The sequence below is a fragment of the Mesorhizobium sp. M7A.F.Ca.US.006.01.1.1 genome, assembly GCF_003997935.1.
Lineage (GTDB): Bacteria > Pseudomonadota > Alphaproteobacteria > Rhizobiales > Rhizobiaceae > Mesorhizobium.
This window is the reverse complement of the sequence record NZ_RZQL01000152.1, coordinates 1-17,453: the sequence shown is the minus strand read 5'-3', so window position 1 is coordinate 17,453 and position 17,453 is coordinate 1. Positions and strand designations below refer to the sequence as shown.

At 59.3% G+C, this 17,453-nt stretch carries 14 protein-coding genes and 1 pseudogene; 3 read left to right on the top strand and 12 right to left on the bottom strand.

The genetic code is table 11. The features are described from left to right. The 4 genes from EN943_RS23990 to EN943_RS23975 all read right to left on the bottom strand — a co-directional run. Positions 1–665, bottom strand: a 665-nt coding sequence (locus tag EN943_RS23990) for a caspase domain-containing protein (protein ID WP_245475950.1), incomplete at its 3' end; no start/stop codon positions are given. A gap of 20 nt (positions 666–685) precedes the next feature. After that, positions 686–1,795: an OmpA family protein gene (locus EN943_RS23985; RefSeq protein WP_024504495.1), complete on the bottom strand. Its 1,110-nt coding sequence runs from the start codon at positions 1,793–1,795 to the stop codon at positions 686–688. A 132-nt stretch (positions 1,796–1,927) separates the two neighbouring features. Beyond that, on the bottom strand, positions 1,928–5,107 hold the full coding sequence (locus EN943_RS23980; RefSeq protein ID WP_127414890.1) for an autotransporter domain-containing protein: 3,180 nt from the start codon (positions 5,105–5,107) through the stop codon (positions 1,928–1,930). A 239-nt stretch (positions 5,108–5,346) separates the two neighbouring features. Next, entirely contained in the window at positions 5,347–6,072 is a 726-nt protein-coding gene (locus tag EN943_RS23975; protein WP_013525277.1) for a hypothetical protein, read from the bottom strand. Between the two features lie 208 nt (positions 6,073–6,280). On the opposite strand from EN943_RS23975, the gene EN943_RS23970 reads away from it, so the two are divergent. After that, complete coding sequence (locus EN943_RS23970; RefSeq protein WP_245267628.1) at positions 6,281–7,717, top strand: caspase family protein; 1,437 nt, start codon at positions 6,281–6,283, stop codon at positions 7,715–7,717. A gap of 341 nt (positions 7,718–8,058) precedes the next feature. On the opposite strand, the gene EN943_RS23965 is transcribed toward EN943_RS23970, so the two are convergent. Genes EN943_RS23965 through EN943_RS23945 form a run of 5 tightly spaced genes read right to left on the bottom strand, consistent with a single transcriptional unit; the run spans position 8,059 to position 12,767 of the window. Then, positions 8,059–8,979, bottom strand: a complete 921-nt coding sequence (locus EN943_RS23965) for a 5'-methylthioadenosine phosphorylase (protein WP_127414889.1) — start codon at positions 8,977–8,979, stop codon at positions 8,059–8,061. A gap of 14 nt (positions 8,980–8,993) precedes the next feature. Then, the gene (locus tag EN943_RS23960) at positions 8,994–9,785 is read right to left on the bottom strand and encodes an ABC transporter permease (protein WP_127414888.1); all 792 of its coding nucleotides are present in this window, start codon (positions 9,783–9,785) and stop codon (positions 8,994–8,996) included. After that, complete coding sequence (locus EN943_RS23955; RefSeq protein ID WP_127414887.1) at positions 9,778–10,665, bottom strand: ABC transporter permease; 888 nt, start codon at positions 10,663–10,665, stop codon at positions 9,778–9,780. Before EN943_RS23955 ends, EN943_RS23960 begins: the two co-directional genes overlap by 8 nt. Continuing rightward, positions 10,662–11,699, bottom strand: a complete 1,038-nt coding sequence (locus tag EN943_RS23950) for an ABC transporter ATP-binding protein (protein ID WP_127414891.1) — start codon at positions 11,697–11,699, stop codon at positions 10,662–10,664. Before EN943_RS23950 ends, EN943_RS23955 begins: the two co-directional genes overlap by 4 nt. Before the next feature lie 27 nt (positions 11,700–11,726). Further along, on the bottom strand, positions 11,727–12,767 hold the full coding sequence (locus EN943_RS23945) for an ABC transporter substrate-binding protein (RefSeq protein WP_127414886.1): 1,041 nt from the start codon (positions 12,765–12,767) through the stop codon (positions 11,727–11,729). Between the two features lie 194 nt (positions 12,768–12,961). Here EN943_RS23945 and EN943_RS23940 point away from each other — a divergent pair, with 194 nt between their 5' ends. Beyond that, positions 12,962–13,960 (top strand): LacI family DNA-binding transcriptional regulator, encoded by a 999-nt coding sequence (locus EN943_RS23940; RefSeq protein ID WP_127414885.1) that lies wholly within the window; start codon positions 12,962–12,964, stop codon positions 13,958–13,960. A gap of 252 nt (positions 13,961–14,212) precedes the next feature. Here the strand turns inward: EN943_RS23940 and EN943_RS38425 are convergent. From EN943_RS38425 to EN943_RS23925, 3 genes and pseudogenes are all read right to left on the bottom strand, one after another. Then, a pseudogene (locus EN943_RS38425) lies at positions 14,213–14,389 on the bottom strand (peroxidase); the annotation flags it as partial. A 223-nt stretch (positions 14,390–14,612) separates the two neighbouring features. Continuing rightward, entirely contained in the window at positions 14,613–15,569 is a 957-nt protein-coding gene (locus EN943_RS23930) for a hybrid-cluster NAD(P)-dependent oxidoreductase (RefSeq protein ID WP_164778339.1), read from the bottom strand. Between the two features lie 201 nt (positions 15,570–15,770). Next, positions 15,771–16,628 carry a LysR family transcriptional regulator gene (locus tag EN943_RS23925; protein ID WP_127414883.1) on the bottom strand — a complete coding sequence of 286 codons (858 nt, stop codon included), beginning with the start codon at positions 16,626–16,628 and terminating at the stop codon, positions 15,771–15,773. 134 nt (positions 16,629–16,762) lie between these two features. Between EN943_RS23925 and EN943_RS23920 the strand changes: the two genes are divergently transcribed. Then, the coding region (locus EN943_RS23920; protein WP_164778338.1) for an amidohydrolase family protein at positions 16,763–17,453 on the top strand (691 nt) is incomplete at its 3' end.

The window sequence follows — 17,453 nt, the reverse complement described above, 5'->3', positions numbered from 1 at the left end:
ATATGCGCCAGCAGCGCCGAAGCGAACGGCGAATGTTGGCCCGACCCGTCAAAGGCGACCTGATTGGGACTGGTGGCGAACGCGACAAGCGTGCCGGCGCCACCATTCTCGATGGGAATTTCGGCAAGGCCGCTTCTTGCTCCCTTCACGCCGGCGGTCTTTGCCAGCACTTCGGCAAGCGGATTGTCACGGCAAGCGTCGAGAAAAATCAACCTTATGCTGGTCTCGCGCGACATTTGCCGCAGGACGAAGTCCACGGGCACCGCCTCGAAATCGAGCGAAGTCTCGTCCTCGAGTGCTGCGTCGACCGGAAGAAGGTAGTTGCTGCCTGAAACCTGCAACCCGTGGCCGGCGTAGAAAAAAAGGGCGATATCGGCGCCGCGCACCTGCTTTGCGAATTGCGCAATCGTCGTCTGGGTCTGCAATTTGGTCAGATCGAAGCCGGAAACGACTTCAAAGTCCAGATTCTCGAGGCGTTCGGCCATGGCGTGGGCGTCGCGTACCGGATTGGTCAGCGCCGGCGCATGCTCATATTGGGAGTTGCCAAGGACCAACGCAACACGGCGTTCAGCACTGGCGGCCGACAAAGTCAAAAGCAGTGCCAGCGCTACAAGCGCAATGGCGCCCACAAGTCCACCGCAATGGCCGATACGATCAAAACCCACCCGGGACAACAGGGCGTCCCTCAGTTGACGAGCTTAGTGGCGGAAAACTCGATCCGCCGATTGAGCGCCTTGTTCTTCGGCGTGTCGTTGTCGGCAACCGGGCGCTCCTCGCCATAGCCAGTCGCCGCGATCTGGGTGCGCGGAATGCCAGCGGCAACTATGGCGTCGGCAACCGCCTGGGCCCTTCGCTCCGACAGGCGCTTGTTCTCGATGGGCGACCCGTCGGAATCGGTGTGTCCAGAAACCTCGACCTTCAGGCCCGGGCACTTGCCCACGACGCCGACGACCTCAGCAAGCAGCGGCCGGCTTTGGCTATCGAGCCGCGCGCTCGCCGTTCTAAAGTAGATGGCTCCGGTGCGCGACAGCACCGCGAACCTGTTGAGGCACTCCTCGTCGCTGAAGCTGGTCTTCGCCGCATCGGTGGTGACAGGCCCGACATCGGCAGTGCTCGCCGCAACCGGTTGGACAACAGCCGGCTTGCTGCCGTCAGCGACGAAAACGAAATCGAATGAAACCGATGCCGTGGGAACAATATTGGTCACGTTGGCCGCCTGCTGGAGTTTATCCACGTTCGGCAGCAATCCGAAGTCTTCCACATGCACGGCGACAGGAGCCTCCGAAGCGACCGACACCATGGTGTCGCTGATCATGGTGACCACGATGTTGGCTTGAAGATCCTTGTCGACCCCGTGCAGGCTGAGACGGAACGGAAGAACCGCCTTCACACGTCGCTTGGTCGCCAGGTCGGCAAATGCGGCGGGATCTACCTTCGCGGTCAGTTCGGCGGAGGGAAACTTGAATGTCTCGAAGAAAAGGAACCGCATGCGGACGTTGCGAAGGTCAACCCCTGTATCGACCGAATTGAGGTCGAAGGTGACTTTCGCATCACCCGCCGAGGTGAGGCTACCGGAAATATTCCTGATCTTGTTGGTTTCGACGATCGTGTTCTTCTTGACCGATTGGTAGGTCAGGACCGAAGCGGTCGAGTCCAGCGTCCAGTTCGTCTCTGCCTTCGCAGTTCCCAGTCCGGGCCAAATCAACACCAACAACGCAACGACCAAGCCAAGCGCGTTTATAACGAGCCAGCCTCTTGCCCGTGTTTTCCACCAGACTCCCACGACCTCGAACATGGAACCCCCTGCCTAGAGCAGTTCACGATTTCTCAGCGAGGAGCATAGAACACTTGCTGTCGCTTGGCGAGCATCTCGCGTGGTGCGGTGCACCACTCCCGAGCGATGCAAATCTCGGGTTCATCGTCTTGGTTAGAAGGCGATCTTCAGTCCGAGCTTGGCGCCGATGGTGGAACTGTCCGATGACACCTTGCCGCGAACTTCGCCGTTGACGGTGGTCGCGGCCGACATCTTCAGGTTGAAGCCGGTCGACAGCGCGGCGGAAAAATCGGCATCGTTGAAGTCGATCTCCCTGGTGTCGATTTCGGTGGTGTTCTTGTAGCCGAAACGCTGCTGCAATTCGCCTCGCGCATAGGGGCTGATCACCATTCCGTTGCTTAGCGTGTAGTCGCCATAGATGCCGGGCTCGAGCTTGATCGCGCCAAAAGAAAGCTTGCTCTTGCCGAACTCGTTGCCGCCGCTGTCTTTATAGGGATCGCCACGGAAGGAAACGCCAAGCAGGCCGCCACGCAGATCGAAGCGGGTGCGCTCGCCCAGCTTGAAGATATGGCCGACCGATGCCGTCACTGCATAGCCCTTGGTATCATAGCTGCCGGTGGTGCCGAGCACGCCGTTCGTCACGTCGCTTCCACCGATGAAGCCGGAGGCCGAGACGAGCGCGTAATTGTAGTCCTTGCGAAACAGCGCGTAGCCGCCGAACAGGCCGGCCTTGTTGGTACCTTCGCCGATGGCATCAAATCCCCGAAACGCGCCGAGGTTGACGTCGGTCGAGGCGTAGCCGGCGAAAACGCCGATGTTCAGGCCGTACTCATTGTCGAACTGGAAGTGTTTGGCGGCATTGAAATCCAGGCTGATGGCAGCCGAAAAATCATTGGCATCGAAGCTCGGGCCGGAGCCGTTCAAGCCGCCGCCGCTGATGTTGTAGCCGTCATGCTCGGTATGGGCGAACTGGCCTGAAGCAAAGACCCCGAAACTTTCCGAAACCGGCACCATTCCAGAACCGGATGCGGGCGAGAGATACAGGTCAGCATCGAGCGCGTCGCGGTTTATGCCGTAGAGAGCCTCGATTGCCACCGCGACCGCGCCGGCGTTGGTGGCACTGGTCGGCGCCGCCGCAATGCCAAAATTGACTGGCGTGGCACGCAGGAACACGCTGCCATTCGGGCCTGTGACGATCGCATAGGTGAAAAGCGAACCCGGTGTGCCGGGCACGCCTGCGACGCTGAACGTCCCGGTGACCGGGCCGTTGGTCGAAACAATGAGCGGTATGTCGGTCGGCTCGGCAAATTGCGGCGTGCCGAGCAGGTTGACGATGATGGTATTGGCGCCGGTTGCCGAAAACGCATCGGCAATGAGCTGATCCGACTGAGATGTCTGCTGGTTGATGTCGAGGCCGATGCTGGCACCGTTGAGGGTGAGGCCGCCTAGCGTCAACACATCGCCAGCGACACCGTTCGTCATGTCGATCAGCGAATTCGTCGCGATGATCGAACCCGGCATGGTGACGTTGCCGTTGATGAACAGCGTCGAGCCACTGCCCAGGTTGAGGTGGTTGATGCCTTGTATGCCGCCGTTGAAGCGCAGCGTGGAATTATCGGAGGAAAAATTGTCGAAGCCGGTAAAGTTCTGGCTCTTGCCGCCGGCAGCGAGATCGGTGCCGGTGATGGTGCCGTTGGCGCCCGTGCCGCTGAACAGAACGCCATCGCTCAAATTGAGTGGGTCAACCGCACCGATGCCGTCGATCACGAGCGTGTCGGGACCAAGACCGGTAATGTTACCGCCGATCGTGCCGCCCGACAGATGGACATGCTCGGCGTCTATGCCCCCCGTGATGGTGCCGCCGGTGACCGAGACATTGTCGAAGCCGGCGCCGCCGGAAACGCTGGATCCGATGGCGCCGCCGCTGATGACAATCAGATCGTCACCGACATCGCCGGTGACCTCTCCCGCAAGCACGCCGCCGGAGACCAATATCTGATCGTTGCCGTCGTTGCCTTCCAGAAAACTGTTTATGGTGCCGCCGCGCAGCGTAATAACATCATTGCCGGCACCACCGCTTACCGCACCCGCAAGAGTGCCGCCGGTCATGTCGAAGGTGTCGTCACCATCCTCCAGCCCGACAGAATCCGTGCCCTCCCCACCCTCACCTGGGTCGATGCCGACACTGGCGTTGCCCGAGATCGATACGCTGTCGTCCTGGCTGCCGGCATAGATCGAGCCGTCGACCGTGCCGCCGCTGACGGTATAGGTGTTGCCGCCGCCTTCGCCGAACACCGAGCCGGTCACATGGCCCGCGGTCATGTTGAAAATGTCGGCGCCGCCCGCAAGATCAACGATGCCCGGCGATATGGTTGTGCCGACGGTTCCACCGTCGATGTTGACGGTGTCGTTGCCATCGTTGCCGAAAATGCTGCCGCCTATGGTGGCGTTGCCACTGACCGTTATTGTGTCGTTGCCGGCCTCTCCATCGATATCCAATTCGATTGCGGTATTGCCGCCGATGCTGACCTGGTCGTCGCCGGCCCCGGCATCCACGGCCTCGACGTTGCCTCCCCCTATGGTAATGGTATCACCGCCCTCACCCCCAGAGATGATACCGACGATTGGCTCGCTGAAAAAAACGCCTTCCTCGACCTCGAGGATACCGACCGATATCAGGTCGTCACCGATGCCACCGGTCACATTGCCGACCTGTGTGCCGCTGCCGGATATCACGACACTGTCGACACCATCTCCAAGATCGATGTCGTGGATGCTGCCGGCCTGGATGATAACGGTGTCATCGCCCGCCCCGGCGTCGAGATTGGCGTCGACATTTGGGGCGAACGGATCGCCCGACAAATCCCCATAGGACATCTCGAACCGGTCGTTGCCGCCAAAGAGTTCGAGGGTCCCCTCTGCCGACTGCAAGGATGTCGTTGCCGATGACGTTACCGGCGGCAGGCCACTTATGACGGGGGTAGGCGTGCTGTTGTCCAGGATACCGCCAAAGATGCTAACAATGTCATCGCCGTTTCCGTCATAATCGTTGACGATGACTGTTGACGAGTCGTTGGCTTGCCCCTTGTATCCCGCGAACCCCGTCGTGAATACGCCGCCGACATCCTGGACGTTTCCAGTTGTGCTGCACTCGACCGTGACCGATGTCGTTTCGAACGTCGTTTCGGCCGAGATGCCTGAGCCGACTGTTGTACCAGCACCGCTTGCGATAGCCGAGCACGCTTCCGCGCCAGATATCTGCAACGTGGATGCCGCCGCTAACGCAAGCAACGAAACACCCGCCAATTGATAGGCCTCGCGCGGCACTCTCATTCGATCCCACCTTACGAGAATCGATACCGTCACAGTTAAGGCAATTACAATAAATCACCGGCCCTTCAATGGGGCTCGTTGACTTGATTGACAGGCAGTGTACGCAGCGCGCTGCTCGTCGGCAATGGTTAGGCGTTCGCTCTCAGGCCACTATAAGGTCATGTGTGGCGACAAGGTCACTATCGAACTCAGATTGAACCGCTCAGATGCAGTACGACGCGGTACAAGGACGCGAACATCTAGAGGTCAGAATAGGCTGCCGAAACGGTCAGGCTTCCCGCGTGGGCAACCTTGCGGTCGTAACTTGCCCATATTTCCCCGCCGCACTGCTGGGCCCAGCGATGACAAAAAGAAAAATCGGTAGGCAAGTCCACGTCCGGCGTCACGATCTTCGAAAATGGCGTCAGAAAGCTCTCGAACTGTGCGGCGTATTTGTTTTTTCTGTAGCGCGACCGGTTCACCGTTTCGGGCAGTTTCTCAATTATCCTGGCGACGCAGTCGCGCGAAACCAAGAAGATACCCGTGCCACATAGCGATACCCGCACAAAGCCGCCCATCTCCTGCCGCGGTTCGATGATGGTTCCGAGGAACTCCAGGCTTTGCGCAAAGGCCTTGTCGAACGGCAGTTTCGACAGCGAGTGAAGTTTGCGAAGGTCGACCAGACGCCGCGGATACAAAGTTCCGACTACAGGCTTGTCGAGCGCCAGCATCGCGGCAATGAGATCGGGCGAAAAGCCCATGTCGCTGTCGATCATCAGGATGTGACTGCAGTCCAGCTTCTTGTAGTAGAAATTCGTGAGCAGATAGTTCCGGGAAAACGGTATATCCGTGTACTCGATTTCCGACAGCGTGAACGCGTAGCTGGAAAGGCTTTCGTGAGTCAGGGCCGCAAAAAGGCTGCGAACGAATACGCTTTTGTAGGCTGCTCCGTAAACCGGCAGCGCGAGGTTGATCTTGGTCGGCATCGAGCCCTCCACGGTCCAGTGACTGCATACAAATCCCTTTTTCCTATCTTTGACAGGATACTTGGTATAAAAATTTGCGGGCCTTTGGCGGCACGGGGTCCAAACGCTCGGGCAGATTGCGTTTGCGTCTGGTGCGTTCGAAGGCCGCCGGATCAAGATTGACGCAGGCTGGAACGAGCATGCCGATATGACCCACCGCCACGGATACTTGCGCATCCCGCTGCTCATGCTTTTCGCGATTTTGAGCACGATCGACGTTCGCGCCGCGGTCGAACAGAACGCCTCATTACAGCCGCGCAACCGGCTGGCGATCGTCATCGGCAACACGAACTACCAGAGCAAGCGTCTCGAGCACCTCGCCAACGCGGTCAACGATGCGACGAAACTGTCCGACAGCCTGAAGCGGCTGAACTTTGAGGTTCTGACTGGAACCGATCTTACCGCCGATGGCTTCGTCAAGCTTTTCCATGACGCCGAGGCGAAGCTGCCCGAAAGCAGCGCCGTGCTGATCTTCTACGCCGGCCACGGCATGCAGGTGCAGGGCGAAAACTACCTGCTACCGATCGATACGCCCGATCCGGAAAACCTGGACAAGCTGACGGCGCACGCCGTCAAGCTGAATGATGTGATCGCCAAATTCGCCAGTCGCGGCCGTCAGACCTTCATCTTCCTTGATGCCTGCCGCAACAATCCGCTGGGCAGCGGCGCCAACATCTCCAACGGTCTGGCGCAGGTCGAGGTCGGCGAAAACACGTTTGTCGCCTTCGCCACCCAGCCCGGGAACGTCACCGTCGACGGGACAGACGAAAACAGCCCGTTCACCACTGCGCTTCTAAAAAACGTCGAAATTCCTGGCTTGAGCATTTCGGACATGATGATCCGCGTCCGCAATGAGACCGAGGCGCTCACCGTCGGCCGCCAGGTGCCGTGGGATCAGTCGAACCTGCGTGAACAATTCTATTTCACCGAACAGCAGATGCTCGATCCGGCGCAGTTGAGCGCGAGCCTGTCGCGCATCCTGTCCGATCCAGACGCCAAGAAGAAGCTGCAGATAGAGCTCGCCTCCAACGACCTGCAGACTGCCGTGCTCATCGTCGGACAGACGCTGCGGTCCGTCGAGATTCCGGCACCGTCAGGCGGTTCAGCGGAGCCGGTCGGCACTCGGGTCGCCAATCTGTCTTCAACCGAAAGCGTTGCAGTCGCTCGCCAGAGCGTCGTCTCCGGCCTCGAAACTCTCATTGTCGGCGCCTCGGCGGGCGAAGCGGAAAAGGACAAGGCAGGCGATCTTGCGCGCAGCATTCAGACCGAACTTCGTCGCCTGGGGTGCTACCGTATGCAAGTTGATGGCGATTGGGGCACAGGCTCCATCCGTGCCCTCACCGACTACTACAAAAATACCAAACAGATCGCACCCACGACCGAGCCGACCGTCGGATTGCTCGGCGATCTCTTTTTGCGTTCCGGCAGAATCTGCAAGCAGCCGGTCATCGTCAAGGCCAAGCCGGCTAAAGTCGCGTCGGACAACGGCCCTTCGCAAACCGGTCCCAGCCGCAAGGCGGCGAAACGCGCGCAGGCCGTCCCGCAACGCCCCATAGCCCCCCCACCGGACATTAGTGGGGGGATAGGCATCGGTGGTGTGTTTTAGGACCGTGGGCGGTCAGGCGGATGTTTGGCAATGTAGCTACATCAAGCAGTTAGGAACTAGTGGAACAGCAAAGCATTCAAGTCTGCTCCAATGTTTTTCGATGTTCTTGTCCCATCTACAACGCTGAATTTCGCCCGATGAACGACTCGCTCGCCCTACCTCGCGAAGAAGGATCGTGACGGAGTTTCGGTCCCTCATTGGAAAGTCGCGGTACGAGCAAGGAGCGTCTCGATTGGGGCCGCAAGCGGCGGCCGGACGTTTCGGGCATGGGACCTTCAAAAGCGGACACTCAACGGCGCGAGCATCTCGCGCGTGAACGATGCAGACTCTGTCGCTGCTTTTCAGAACCGGATAGAACGTTCTGCCGGTTGGCGCGACTTCAACCCCTGGCAAGAGCATGCAGGATTAGCCGGAAGACGTGCCGCGGTCTCCAGAGCAACCCGCGAGGCCGTCATAGAGAGGCTCGGCAACACGTCCTCCTGCAGCAATTTCTGGCGATCGCGGTCCATATAGTCGTTGAAACCGGCCGTGACGAACGCCAGGGGCACGAAACAAGCGCCGATCTCGCGCGACAAGGTGGCCTCAGGGGCGATCGAGTGGTTGAGCACGTCCGCTCCCATGCTTCGGTACGCCAAAGCTTCGGCGGGAGTCGTCAGTCGCGGCCCGTAGCAGTGGGCAGCGACCAACTGCTGTTCGATGCCATGGACGCGGCATTCGGCTGGCCAATGGCGGCGGGCGGTCTCGGCCAAAAATGCCGCAGATCTTGGACATACGATCTGCTTGCCCGAGCAGTCGAAGCTCTGGCGGCCGGGCAGCAGTGAGAACGGAGTCTGCGACAGTTCGATGATATCGGCGTTTATGACCATGTCACCGGGCTGGATCGCCTTGTTGACGGCGCCAACGGTCGAACAGGCCAGCACTTGCCTTACACCCGCTTTCATCAAGACCCAGAACGCGCGGCGATGACAGGAATGGTCGATATGGTCTCGGGGGTTGCCGTGCGAATACATGCACAGGGCACGTTTCGTTTTGCCCTCGACGGTAATGGACGCATCGAATTCGAGAAGCTTCCAATTGTCACTGGGACCGAAAGGCGTTTCAAAACTCATGTCTCGCCGCAAAGTGCGGACGCCATCGACTTCGACATCTTCCGGAAAGGCGAGACCCCAATTCGCCGATCCGGTGATAATCGCCAACCCCACCTGGGGTATGTCCGTTGATTGGTCGGCCAGATCGTTGGCTGCATGATGATTGTTAGGCATGTTTTCAGTCTCGCTCAGGATTTTTGGCGAAGGGTCACGACCAGGACAACGACCACGACGATGACGGTCCACAAGGTCGAAATCGCCGCAATGGTCGGGTCGATCTGATCGCGCAGCGACAGGAACATAAGCTTCGGCAGCGTGCTGTTTTGACCGCTGGCGACGAAGATAGAAATGACGGATTCGTCGAGTGAAGTGAGGAAGGACATCAGCGTGGCTGACAACAGACTGATCTGGAGTTGCGGGACAATTATTCCGCCAATGGCTCTCGCCCAGTTTGCGCCAAGGCTGCGCGCCGCCTGAACCTGGTTCCAGTCAAAGCGGGCCAGGGCGGGCAACAACACAATGCAGGCGACTGGAATGGCCAGCACCACATGTCCGACCAGGACACCGAACAGCGTTCCGACCAGACGTTGCGCCGCCAGCACAAAGAAGAGACCGATCGCAAGCAGGATGCCCGGCACAATGGACGGGGTGAGCAGAACGCCCTGAATGATTACGGCGGTCTTTCCGCCGAGCCGATTTATCGAGATGCAGGCCAGCAGCCCCAGGGGGACTGCGATAAGCGCTGTCAATGTGCCGAGGATCAGGCTCGTCCGGAGTGCGGCCATCCATGTCGCCGAACCGAAGAAAGCCTCGTACCAGCGCAACGAGTATATGCGAGGCGGGAACTCGAGAAGATTGGACGCCGAAAAAGAGAGCGGCACGACAACCAGCGTGGGCAGCATCAGGAACGCCATAACGAGCGCGCAAAAGCTCCACAGGACGATGCGGGCCAGCCTGCTATCTGGATAGGCTTCAAGCATGGGCTGTGCCGATGCTGCGTCCGTCAATCAGCCGCCGCGCGGCCAGAAACATCGCCCCCACCAACGCCATAAGAACGAGGAGCAGAATGCCCAGAACGCTCGCCGAGCCCCAATCCTGGAAGGTCGATAGCGTGCGCTCGATCCGGGTGGAAAGCGGATTTACCTTGCCGCCGCCAAGCACCGCCGGCGTGATGAAGAACCCTATGGTGTAAATGAAGACAATGATCGAACCCGAGAAGATGCCGCCGGTCGAAAGCGGCAGAATGACCGTGCGGATCGTTTGCCCGAGAGTGGCGCCCATGCTCGCCGACGCGCGGACGAGGTTTGCATCGATATCGCGCATCGCCGCATAAACGGGCAGCAGAAAGAGCGGCAGCATGTAGTGAACCATGCCGATGAGCGTTCCGGTGAAGTTGTAGACCAGCGGCAATGGCTCGGCTGTCAGGCCTGAGCCGGTCAAAGCCGCGTTGATCAGGCCATCGCGCCGCAACAGCACGAGCCAGCCATAGGTGCGCACCAGTATGGAGGTCCACAACGGCAGCATGACGAAGGCCATCAGCAAATTGGCCATCCTTGGTCTGGCGCTGGCCAGGGCGAGCGCCAGGGGGGTACCGAGAAGAATGCAGATCGCCAGCGTGCCCAGGGACAGTTCAAGGGTTGTGACCAGTGCCGACCATGTCAGCCCGCTCGAAAGCACCTTCTCGTAGTTGCCGGCGGTGTACTCGCCCCCCGCGGTCAGGAAAGATTGCCGGATGATCCATAGGATAGGCAGTATCGCCGCCAGTCCCACGATGAAAAGCGCAGGCAGTGAAAGCGAGAGGAAGAACCGCCGCTCGCGTCGCGCGTCTGCCGCGAGTGTAGGATCGGCAAGCACGGTCACGCTACTGCTCCCGGTATTGCGTGAACTTTCGCTGCTGGTGCATAGGCCGTCACCCGCTGACCGGCGGCAAGTTCGGCGCAGCCGCTGGCCAGCGCCGCCGGAATGCAGACAAGAATCTCTTGCCCGCCGTCAAGCGCCAGCCTCAAAAGCCAGTTCTCGCCGCGAAACGCCTTGGCGCGCAGCGTTCCCTCAAGCGCCATCCCGTCTCGCCCGACGAGCTTCGCATCAAGATGGAAGCTTTCCGCGCGGATCATCAGAGCTTCGCCTGACGCATTGGCGCCGTCTATTCTGCGCACCGAGCCCGGGGCCACAATGTTGGCCTCGCCCATGAACTCCGCGACGAAGCGGGTCGATGGACGATCATAGATCCGCTGTGGCGTATCGATCTGCTGGATGCGGCCGGAATTCATCACCGCGATACGATCTGACATGATCAGTGCTTCGCGCTGGTCATGCGTCACATAGATCGTGGTGATCCCCAGATCATCGTGCAGACGCCGGATCTCGTACTGCATGGTTTCGCGCAGGTTCTTGTCGAGCGCCGACAGCGGCTCGTCCATCAGCATCACGCGTGGTTCGAAGACGATCGCCCGCGCTAACGCTACCCGCTGGCGCTGTCCGCCGGACAATGCGGCAATGTCGCGCTCCTCCAGACCGTCCAGCTTTACGCGGGCCAAGGCGTCAAGCGCCCGCCGACGCGCCTCCGCTTTCGGTGTCTTGCGCAGTGCCAACGGATACTCGACGTTCGCAAGGACATTCATGTGTGGAAATAGGGCATAGTTCTGAAAGACTATGCCGATGTCCCGCTTGTTGGGGGCCAGGCGAGTGATGTCGCGATCCCCCAACAAGAGTTTACCGCGATCGGGCCGGACAAAACCGGCCAGAGCCATGAGCAGCGTGGTCTTGCCCGACCCGGATGGCCCCAGCAGCGTGAGGAATTCGCCAGCCTGAATGTCGAGCGAGACATCGTCCAGCGCGACGTAAGATCCGTAGGTCTTGCGCACGCTGTCGATGGTGATCGGGAGCGACTTCATCATGTGCTTCAGCCTTAAAGCTGAGACTCAGCGGGCCATCATCTCGTCGAAGGCTTTTTGGGCAGCCTCGCCATTCTTGACCCACCAGTCCGCATTCGAAAACACCGAAGTGCCGGCATTTTCAGGCGCGGTCGCAAGGGTCTTCAGACGGTCCTCGGGAATAAGGCCACCCTCGTAGCCAGCAGGATTGACCGGGCCATAAGCGATGAAATCGGTCAGCTTCGCGACGCGCGCGGGCTGTGTCATCGCCGCGATGAGTTTCATGGCCGCTTCCTTGTTCGGCGCTCCCTTCGGTACCCCGAGGCAATCCGTGCCGATGACGGAACCCTTGAACGTGTAATCAACCGCGCCGCCATCCGCCTTCACGGTTTGGGCCCGCCCGTTCCAGGTAACGACCAGATCCGCCTCGCCATCTTTCAGCAACTGCGCGGACTGAGCTCCCGACGTCCACCACACCGCGACATTTGGTTTGATCGCTTCAAGCCGCTTGATCGCGCGATCCAGACCTTCCGGCGTGCTGAGCACGGAATAGACGTCGGCCGGTGCTACGCCGTCCGAGAGCAGCGCGATCTCGATCGAGTCCTGTGCATTGGCGCGGAGAGCACGACGGCCCGGAAATTTGGCAACATCCCAGAACTCCGCCCATGTCTTTGGCGGGTTCTCGCCATAGGTCTTGGTGTTCCAGGACATGACGGTGCCATAGGAGTCGAACGGATAGCAGTAGTCGGACTTTGCGCCATCCGGCACGGCCTTTGGGTCGATGATCTTGTAGTCGAGCGGCTCCAGCAGCGACTGTGCGGCGGCCTGCGCGCCCTCCGGTGAGCCCAGGTGAATGACGTCGGTTGTGACCGCGCCCGAGGTGACCTGCATCTTCAGGGCGGCCAAGCCGTCGCTTAGCGTCTCCTCGCGGACATCATAGCCAAGCTCTTTTGCAGCGGGGGCCCACATGGCTTCCTTCATGGCGTTGCCATAATCGCCGCCCGCGGTCGTGATGGTGACTGATTGGGCATAGACCGGCACGGCCGCCGAGAATGCGAATGCCGTCAAGGAAATGCGTAGCAAGGACATAGGTTTCCTCCCTAGAATTTGTTGAGATGCGCTCGAAATGGCCTTTTCCCGGTAATCGTAACGTTACGATTGCATCCAAGTGCGGGAGAGTCAAGCTGCTTTGGCGAGAGCTTGGATTGACGGTGAGGTGGAATTCGGTCACGTAGTGGAGGTCAGCAAATCAGCCGGCGCTTTCGCAAATGAGGTCGGGCGACATGACCAACCTGAAACAGATCGCGGCGGAACTTTCCTTATCGGTGACCACGGTATCCCGCGCGCTGAAGGATGGGCCGGAGGTTCATCCCGCCACCATCGCTCGCGTCAAGGAAGTGGCGACGCGGGTGGGCTATGTGCCAAATCATCATGGCTTCGCGCTCAAAACTGGCCGCACGCTTACGATGACAGCAATATACCCGATGGAAACACAAGATCATCTGTCCGATCTGTTGAAGCTTCCGTTAATCGAAGGCATGACGCTGGCGGCGCGGCAAGCAGGTTATAGTCTGTCCATCTATTCCACCACGCCGGATGATGATCCCATCGAGAGTGTGGAGCGACAGCTTCGGGCGGGCAGCACAGACGGACTGATTATCACGCGCATGGTCTCGGGTGATCCGCGCGTCAAGCTATTGCTGGACCGACGCATGCCATTCGTCGCGTTTGGAAGAACTGACTTGGATACAGCGTATCCTTATGTCGACATCGACAATGAACAGATTGCCTACGAGGCGACCCGATGGCTCATGGACAAGGGCTGCCGACGCATTGCGCTGCAACTTCTCGTTCCGGGGGACCAGGCCAGCGCCATGCGTCTTTCTGGGTACGCACGCGCAATGGCCGAGGCTGGCATTCCGATCGACCAGTCGCTGATCGGTCACGGCATGTTCACCATGGAATCGAGCGCAGCTTGGTTCAATCGCATGCTGGACTGGCCAGATCCGCCGACGGGCTTTGCATGCGCCAACGAACTGGGCCTTCTGGGGGCACTACACGCTCTTGGCAGAAGAGGTCTCGCGCCAGGGAGCGACATCCACATTGTCACTCGGGACAGCACGCGGCTGTCACGTTTCCTGCCTGCGAAGATCGGTGTTCATTTCGTGGACATAGCGGGTGTCGGACGCAAACTCGTCGAAGTCCTGGAGAGCCGAATTGCCAATCCGCTTGGACCGGTCGCGACAGTCTTATTCAAAGGTGAGTTCGACCTTGGCGAATAGTCGGACCGGAAGTAGTCGGTGACCGCGACGTCCGCTTTCGAGGAGCACCTAGGTTCACCGCTATGTCCTAGTTGAGGCGCAAAGCTGCCGATGGGTGTAAGATAAATGCGGTCAGCGAATGGCTGGCCTAGCTTCTTGAATTTGGGCGAACCACCTCGTAACCAGTTGACAGATAACGATGTGCTAGTCGCTGAAGGTCAGCGTTCTCTGTAGTCGCAAAGCCGTTTCCTCGTACTGTATGGTCTGGCGGACCTACTTACGATGACTCCGAATAGATCCGTCCGACAGGGCCGGACCAGCGGTCGAGGTGACTGCTTCCCGGGTCGCAACGTTCTCCAGAAATGTCGTCGCCGGCACGAAGAACAATGTGCCGGTGACCGCGCGGCTGAAGTCCAGCAACCGATCGTAGTTGCCTGGCGGCCGGCCAATGCGCTGCCACGTTTCGAGCCCTAAAGCTGACATTCGCGGCTGTAGCTCAGTAAGGGTTGGAATAAGTCGAACGGTGCCACGGGTGCGCGGGTGGTAGACCCGAAAACCAGGAGGAAGGGTTGCGGCTCTGCTCCCATTTCGACGGCGGCGGCAACATTTTGAGACCAGACCCTCGAGGCCAAGCGCGCGCAAGGCGGCCTTTTCAAAGGTCAACAACGCCGAGTTAAACGTCGAGCAAAACCGTTCCTTGCGGGCGGCTGCAACATGCCAGGACATAGCCGGCCGATTTATCTTCAGCATTCAGCCCGCCTAGATCGTCCATGGCAACTTCGCCGGATAGTTTGGCTATTCGGCACGTTCCGCAAACGCCCTGCTGGCAGGCGGTTGGGATGTAGATGCCACAGTTCCGTGCCGCTTCAAGCAGGGTCTCTCCGGGCGCGCAGTGATGCTCCACGCCCGAGCGGGCGAAACGGACCGAAGACGAAATCGCTGAAGCCAATTCCGACCGCGAACCATTGCTGCCTCCGAAACTCTCCTCGTGATACTGCGCCGGCGGGAAGCTTATTGCGTGAAGGCAGGCCCGTGCCGTCTTCATGTACCCTTCGGGTCCACAGGCAAAAACGGTGCGCCTATGGAGATTGGGAACGAGGGTCAGCAGCATCTGACTGTCTATTCGGCCAGTTGGCCCCCTCCAGGTGCGATCTTCCTGGCTGCAAACGCACGTTACCCGCAAGTTGGGGAAGCGAGAGGCAAGTGCGTCCAATTCCCGTCGAAAGATTATATCACCTGGCGTTCTGGCGCTATGAATGAAGGAGATATCCTGGTCGGTTGCGCGGTCGGTAAGCGCACGCAACATCGACATCACGGGCGTTATCCCGCTGCCGCCCGAAAGGAAGAGCGGCGTTTCATATGGCAGGTCATCGAGATTGAATGAGCCGAGCGGCCCTTCGATTTCGATCTCGTCGCCCGCCCCCAAATTGTCGTGGAGCCAATTCGAAACCAGGCCGCCCGGTGTTCGCTTCACCGTGATCTGCAGGTCGAGCGGTCGCGTCGGTGGTGAGGAAACAGAGTAGGAGCGCGTCACCGCGGCACCCTCGATCTTGAGGTGCACGAGCACATACTGGCCCGCGCTGAAGCAGAACATCCGATCCGTCGGGGATGTGAAAACGAAAGTTTTCACATCGGGCGTCTCCTCGATTACACGACGGCAGAGTACGAGCTGCGATGTGGTTTGTGCCCATTGCCGATGACGCATCATCGGGGGCCGGGGGTCCCAACGTGTGCGTTCATCATTCATCTCGGTTTGAAGTAGAGCCAAGATGCCATTTCCAGGCCCGCCATAACAGGAGCCTCCCTCGCGAGTTATGATCGATTATTTCGATTACATATCCAGTGACATCACGGCAACGTGAAGGGCGCGGATTCCCTTGCGGATGATCGGTTCGTGCTTGCGGCGCGCCAGGATGGCCGTGTGTACCGGCTGATGCAGGGTCGGAGCGCCTTCGACGATGAACGATGGGCGTTCGAGGGCAAACCTGCGCGCATCGTCACTTCGCATATAGCAGGTCCCGCCCGCGCGCCGTAGCATCATCTCCGCCAAGGTTTCTGATCCCATGGAAAGGCGACAGATCGCCAACTCGCCAAGCAGTTCGGCATGGGCCTTCTCCAGCAGGACCGTATAGCCAGGACGAATATAGGTTTCAGGTTCGACCTCGGAGAGGGTTCTGGCTACCGTGGAAACCATCACATATTCCTCAACCATCAAATGTTCATAGGAGATTTCGGGTAGGTATCGCGGGGCGTAAAGCACTGCGATGTCGAGATTTCCCATGCTTAGGTCGCTGACCATCTGGTTCGAATAATCCGACTCGACATGGATCGACGATTTGGGAAGAGCCTGACACAGCGTCTCCACCCAACCCGGCAAAACCGAGCGGGTCATCCCGACCTGCGCGGCGACGCGCAAGGTGCCTTCGAAACGATTGAACGCCCGGACATCGTGGCGAGCCTGCGACCATGTGGACAGCAGGGATCTTGCGTAAGCTTCGAACCGGCGTCCTGCGGCGGTCGGTTCCGCCCCAGCGCGTCCGCGCTGGAACAGTTCGGACCCGATTGCGCTCTCGAGGTTCTTGATGCGGGTGCTGATCGTCGACTGGGTCAATCCTAGCCGATCCGCGGTGCGATTGAAGTTTCTCGATTCGATGATGTCCAGAAAGGTCTCGATGTGATCAAGTTGCATGAAATCTCCAATCGAAAAACTCGATCATATTCCACGTATCATAAGCTTGATCAAACAATACTCAAGGCGGAAGCTGTAGCAGATCAGCGGCCGGCAGCGCCGCCGGGACGAGATACGGATACGGAGCGGAAGAAGTGTTCATAGTCGACTGCGACTGTCATAATTACTGGTCAAGCGCTACTGTGTTGGAGCCCTATCTCTCCGGCTTGTGGAAAGACATGTTCATCGAGGGCGAGAAAACAGGGCCCGTTGGGGCCTTTCCGCATGGTCATCGGCCCTGGTTCCACCCGCAGGACTTTTCCCGCAAGGACATCCGTCCGAAAACGGAAGCCGACAACTATCTCATCATGAAAGAGAAGCACCTCGACAAATACAAAGTCGACGTGGCGATCCTGACCGGCGATGAGCCTATCGAGGCGTCGACCCTGGCTAACCCTTACTATGCCAGCGCTCTGGTCAGCGCTTACAACGATTATCAGATCGATCAGTGGTTGCCGAAAGACGATCGGTTCATGGGCTCGATCATCATCGCGCCACAGGATCCGAAGCTCGCTGCCGCCGAGATACGCCGTCTTGGCAGCCATCCGCGCATGGTCCAGGTTCTCGCCTCCCAGGGGTCCGTCAAGCCGTATGGCGACCCGTTTTACCATCCGATCTACGAAGCCTGCGCGGAAGTGGGGTTGCCATTCGCCATTCATCTGGGCGGGCATGGCGGCGTGAATTCAACTGCCATTGCTCCTGCTCCGACGACATTCTTCTGGGAAACGCATGCCATTCTGCACATGTCGGCGATGTCGCACGTGGCAAGCATGATCGCCCATGGCG

What these genes read in the sequence shown, in the direction of transcription:
- EN943_RS23965 (WP_127414889.1), bottom strand. Translation starts at nt 8,979, where the DNA reads ATGCCTAACAATCATCATGCAGCCAACGATCTGGCCGACCAATCAACG.
- EN943_RS23985 (WP_024504495.1), bottom strand. Translation starts at nt 1,795, where the DNA reads ATGTTCGAGGTCGTGGGAGTCTGGTGGAAAACACGGGCAAGAGGCTGG.
- EN943_RS23940 (WP_127414885.1), top strand. Translation starts at nt 12,962, where the DNA reads ATGACCAACCTGAAACAGATCGCGGCGGAACTTTCCTTATCGGTGACC.
- EN943_RS23945 (WP_127414886.1), bottom strand. Translation starts at nt 12,767, where the DNA reads ATGTCCTTGCTACGCATTTCCTTGACGGCATTCGCATTCTCGGCGGCC.
- EN943_RS23980 (WP_127414890.1), bottom strand. Translation starts at nt 5,107, where the DNA reads ATGAGAGTGCCGCGCGAGGCCTATCAATTGGCGGGTGTTTCGTTGCTT.
- EN943_RS23960 (WP_127414888.1), bottom strand. Translation starts at nt 9,785, where the DNA reads ATGCTTGAAGCCTATCCAGATAGCAGGCTGGCCCGCATCGTCCTGTGG.
- EN943_RS23950 (WP_127414891.1), bottom strand. Translation starts at nt 11,699, where the DNA reads ATGAAGTCGCTCCCGATCACCATCGACAGCGTGCGCAAGACCTACGGA.
- EN943_RS23925 (WP_127414883.1), bottom strand. Translation starts at nt 16,628, where the DNA reads ATGCAACTTGATCACATCGAGACCTTTCTGGACATCATCGAATCGAGA.
- EN943_RS23975 (WP_013525277.1), bottom strand. Translation starts at nt 6,072, where the DNA reads ATGCCGACCAAGATCAACCTCGCGCTGCCGGTTTACGGAGCAGCCTAC.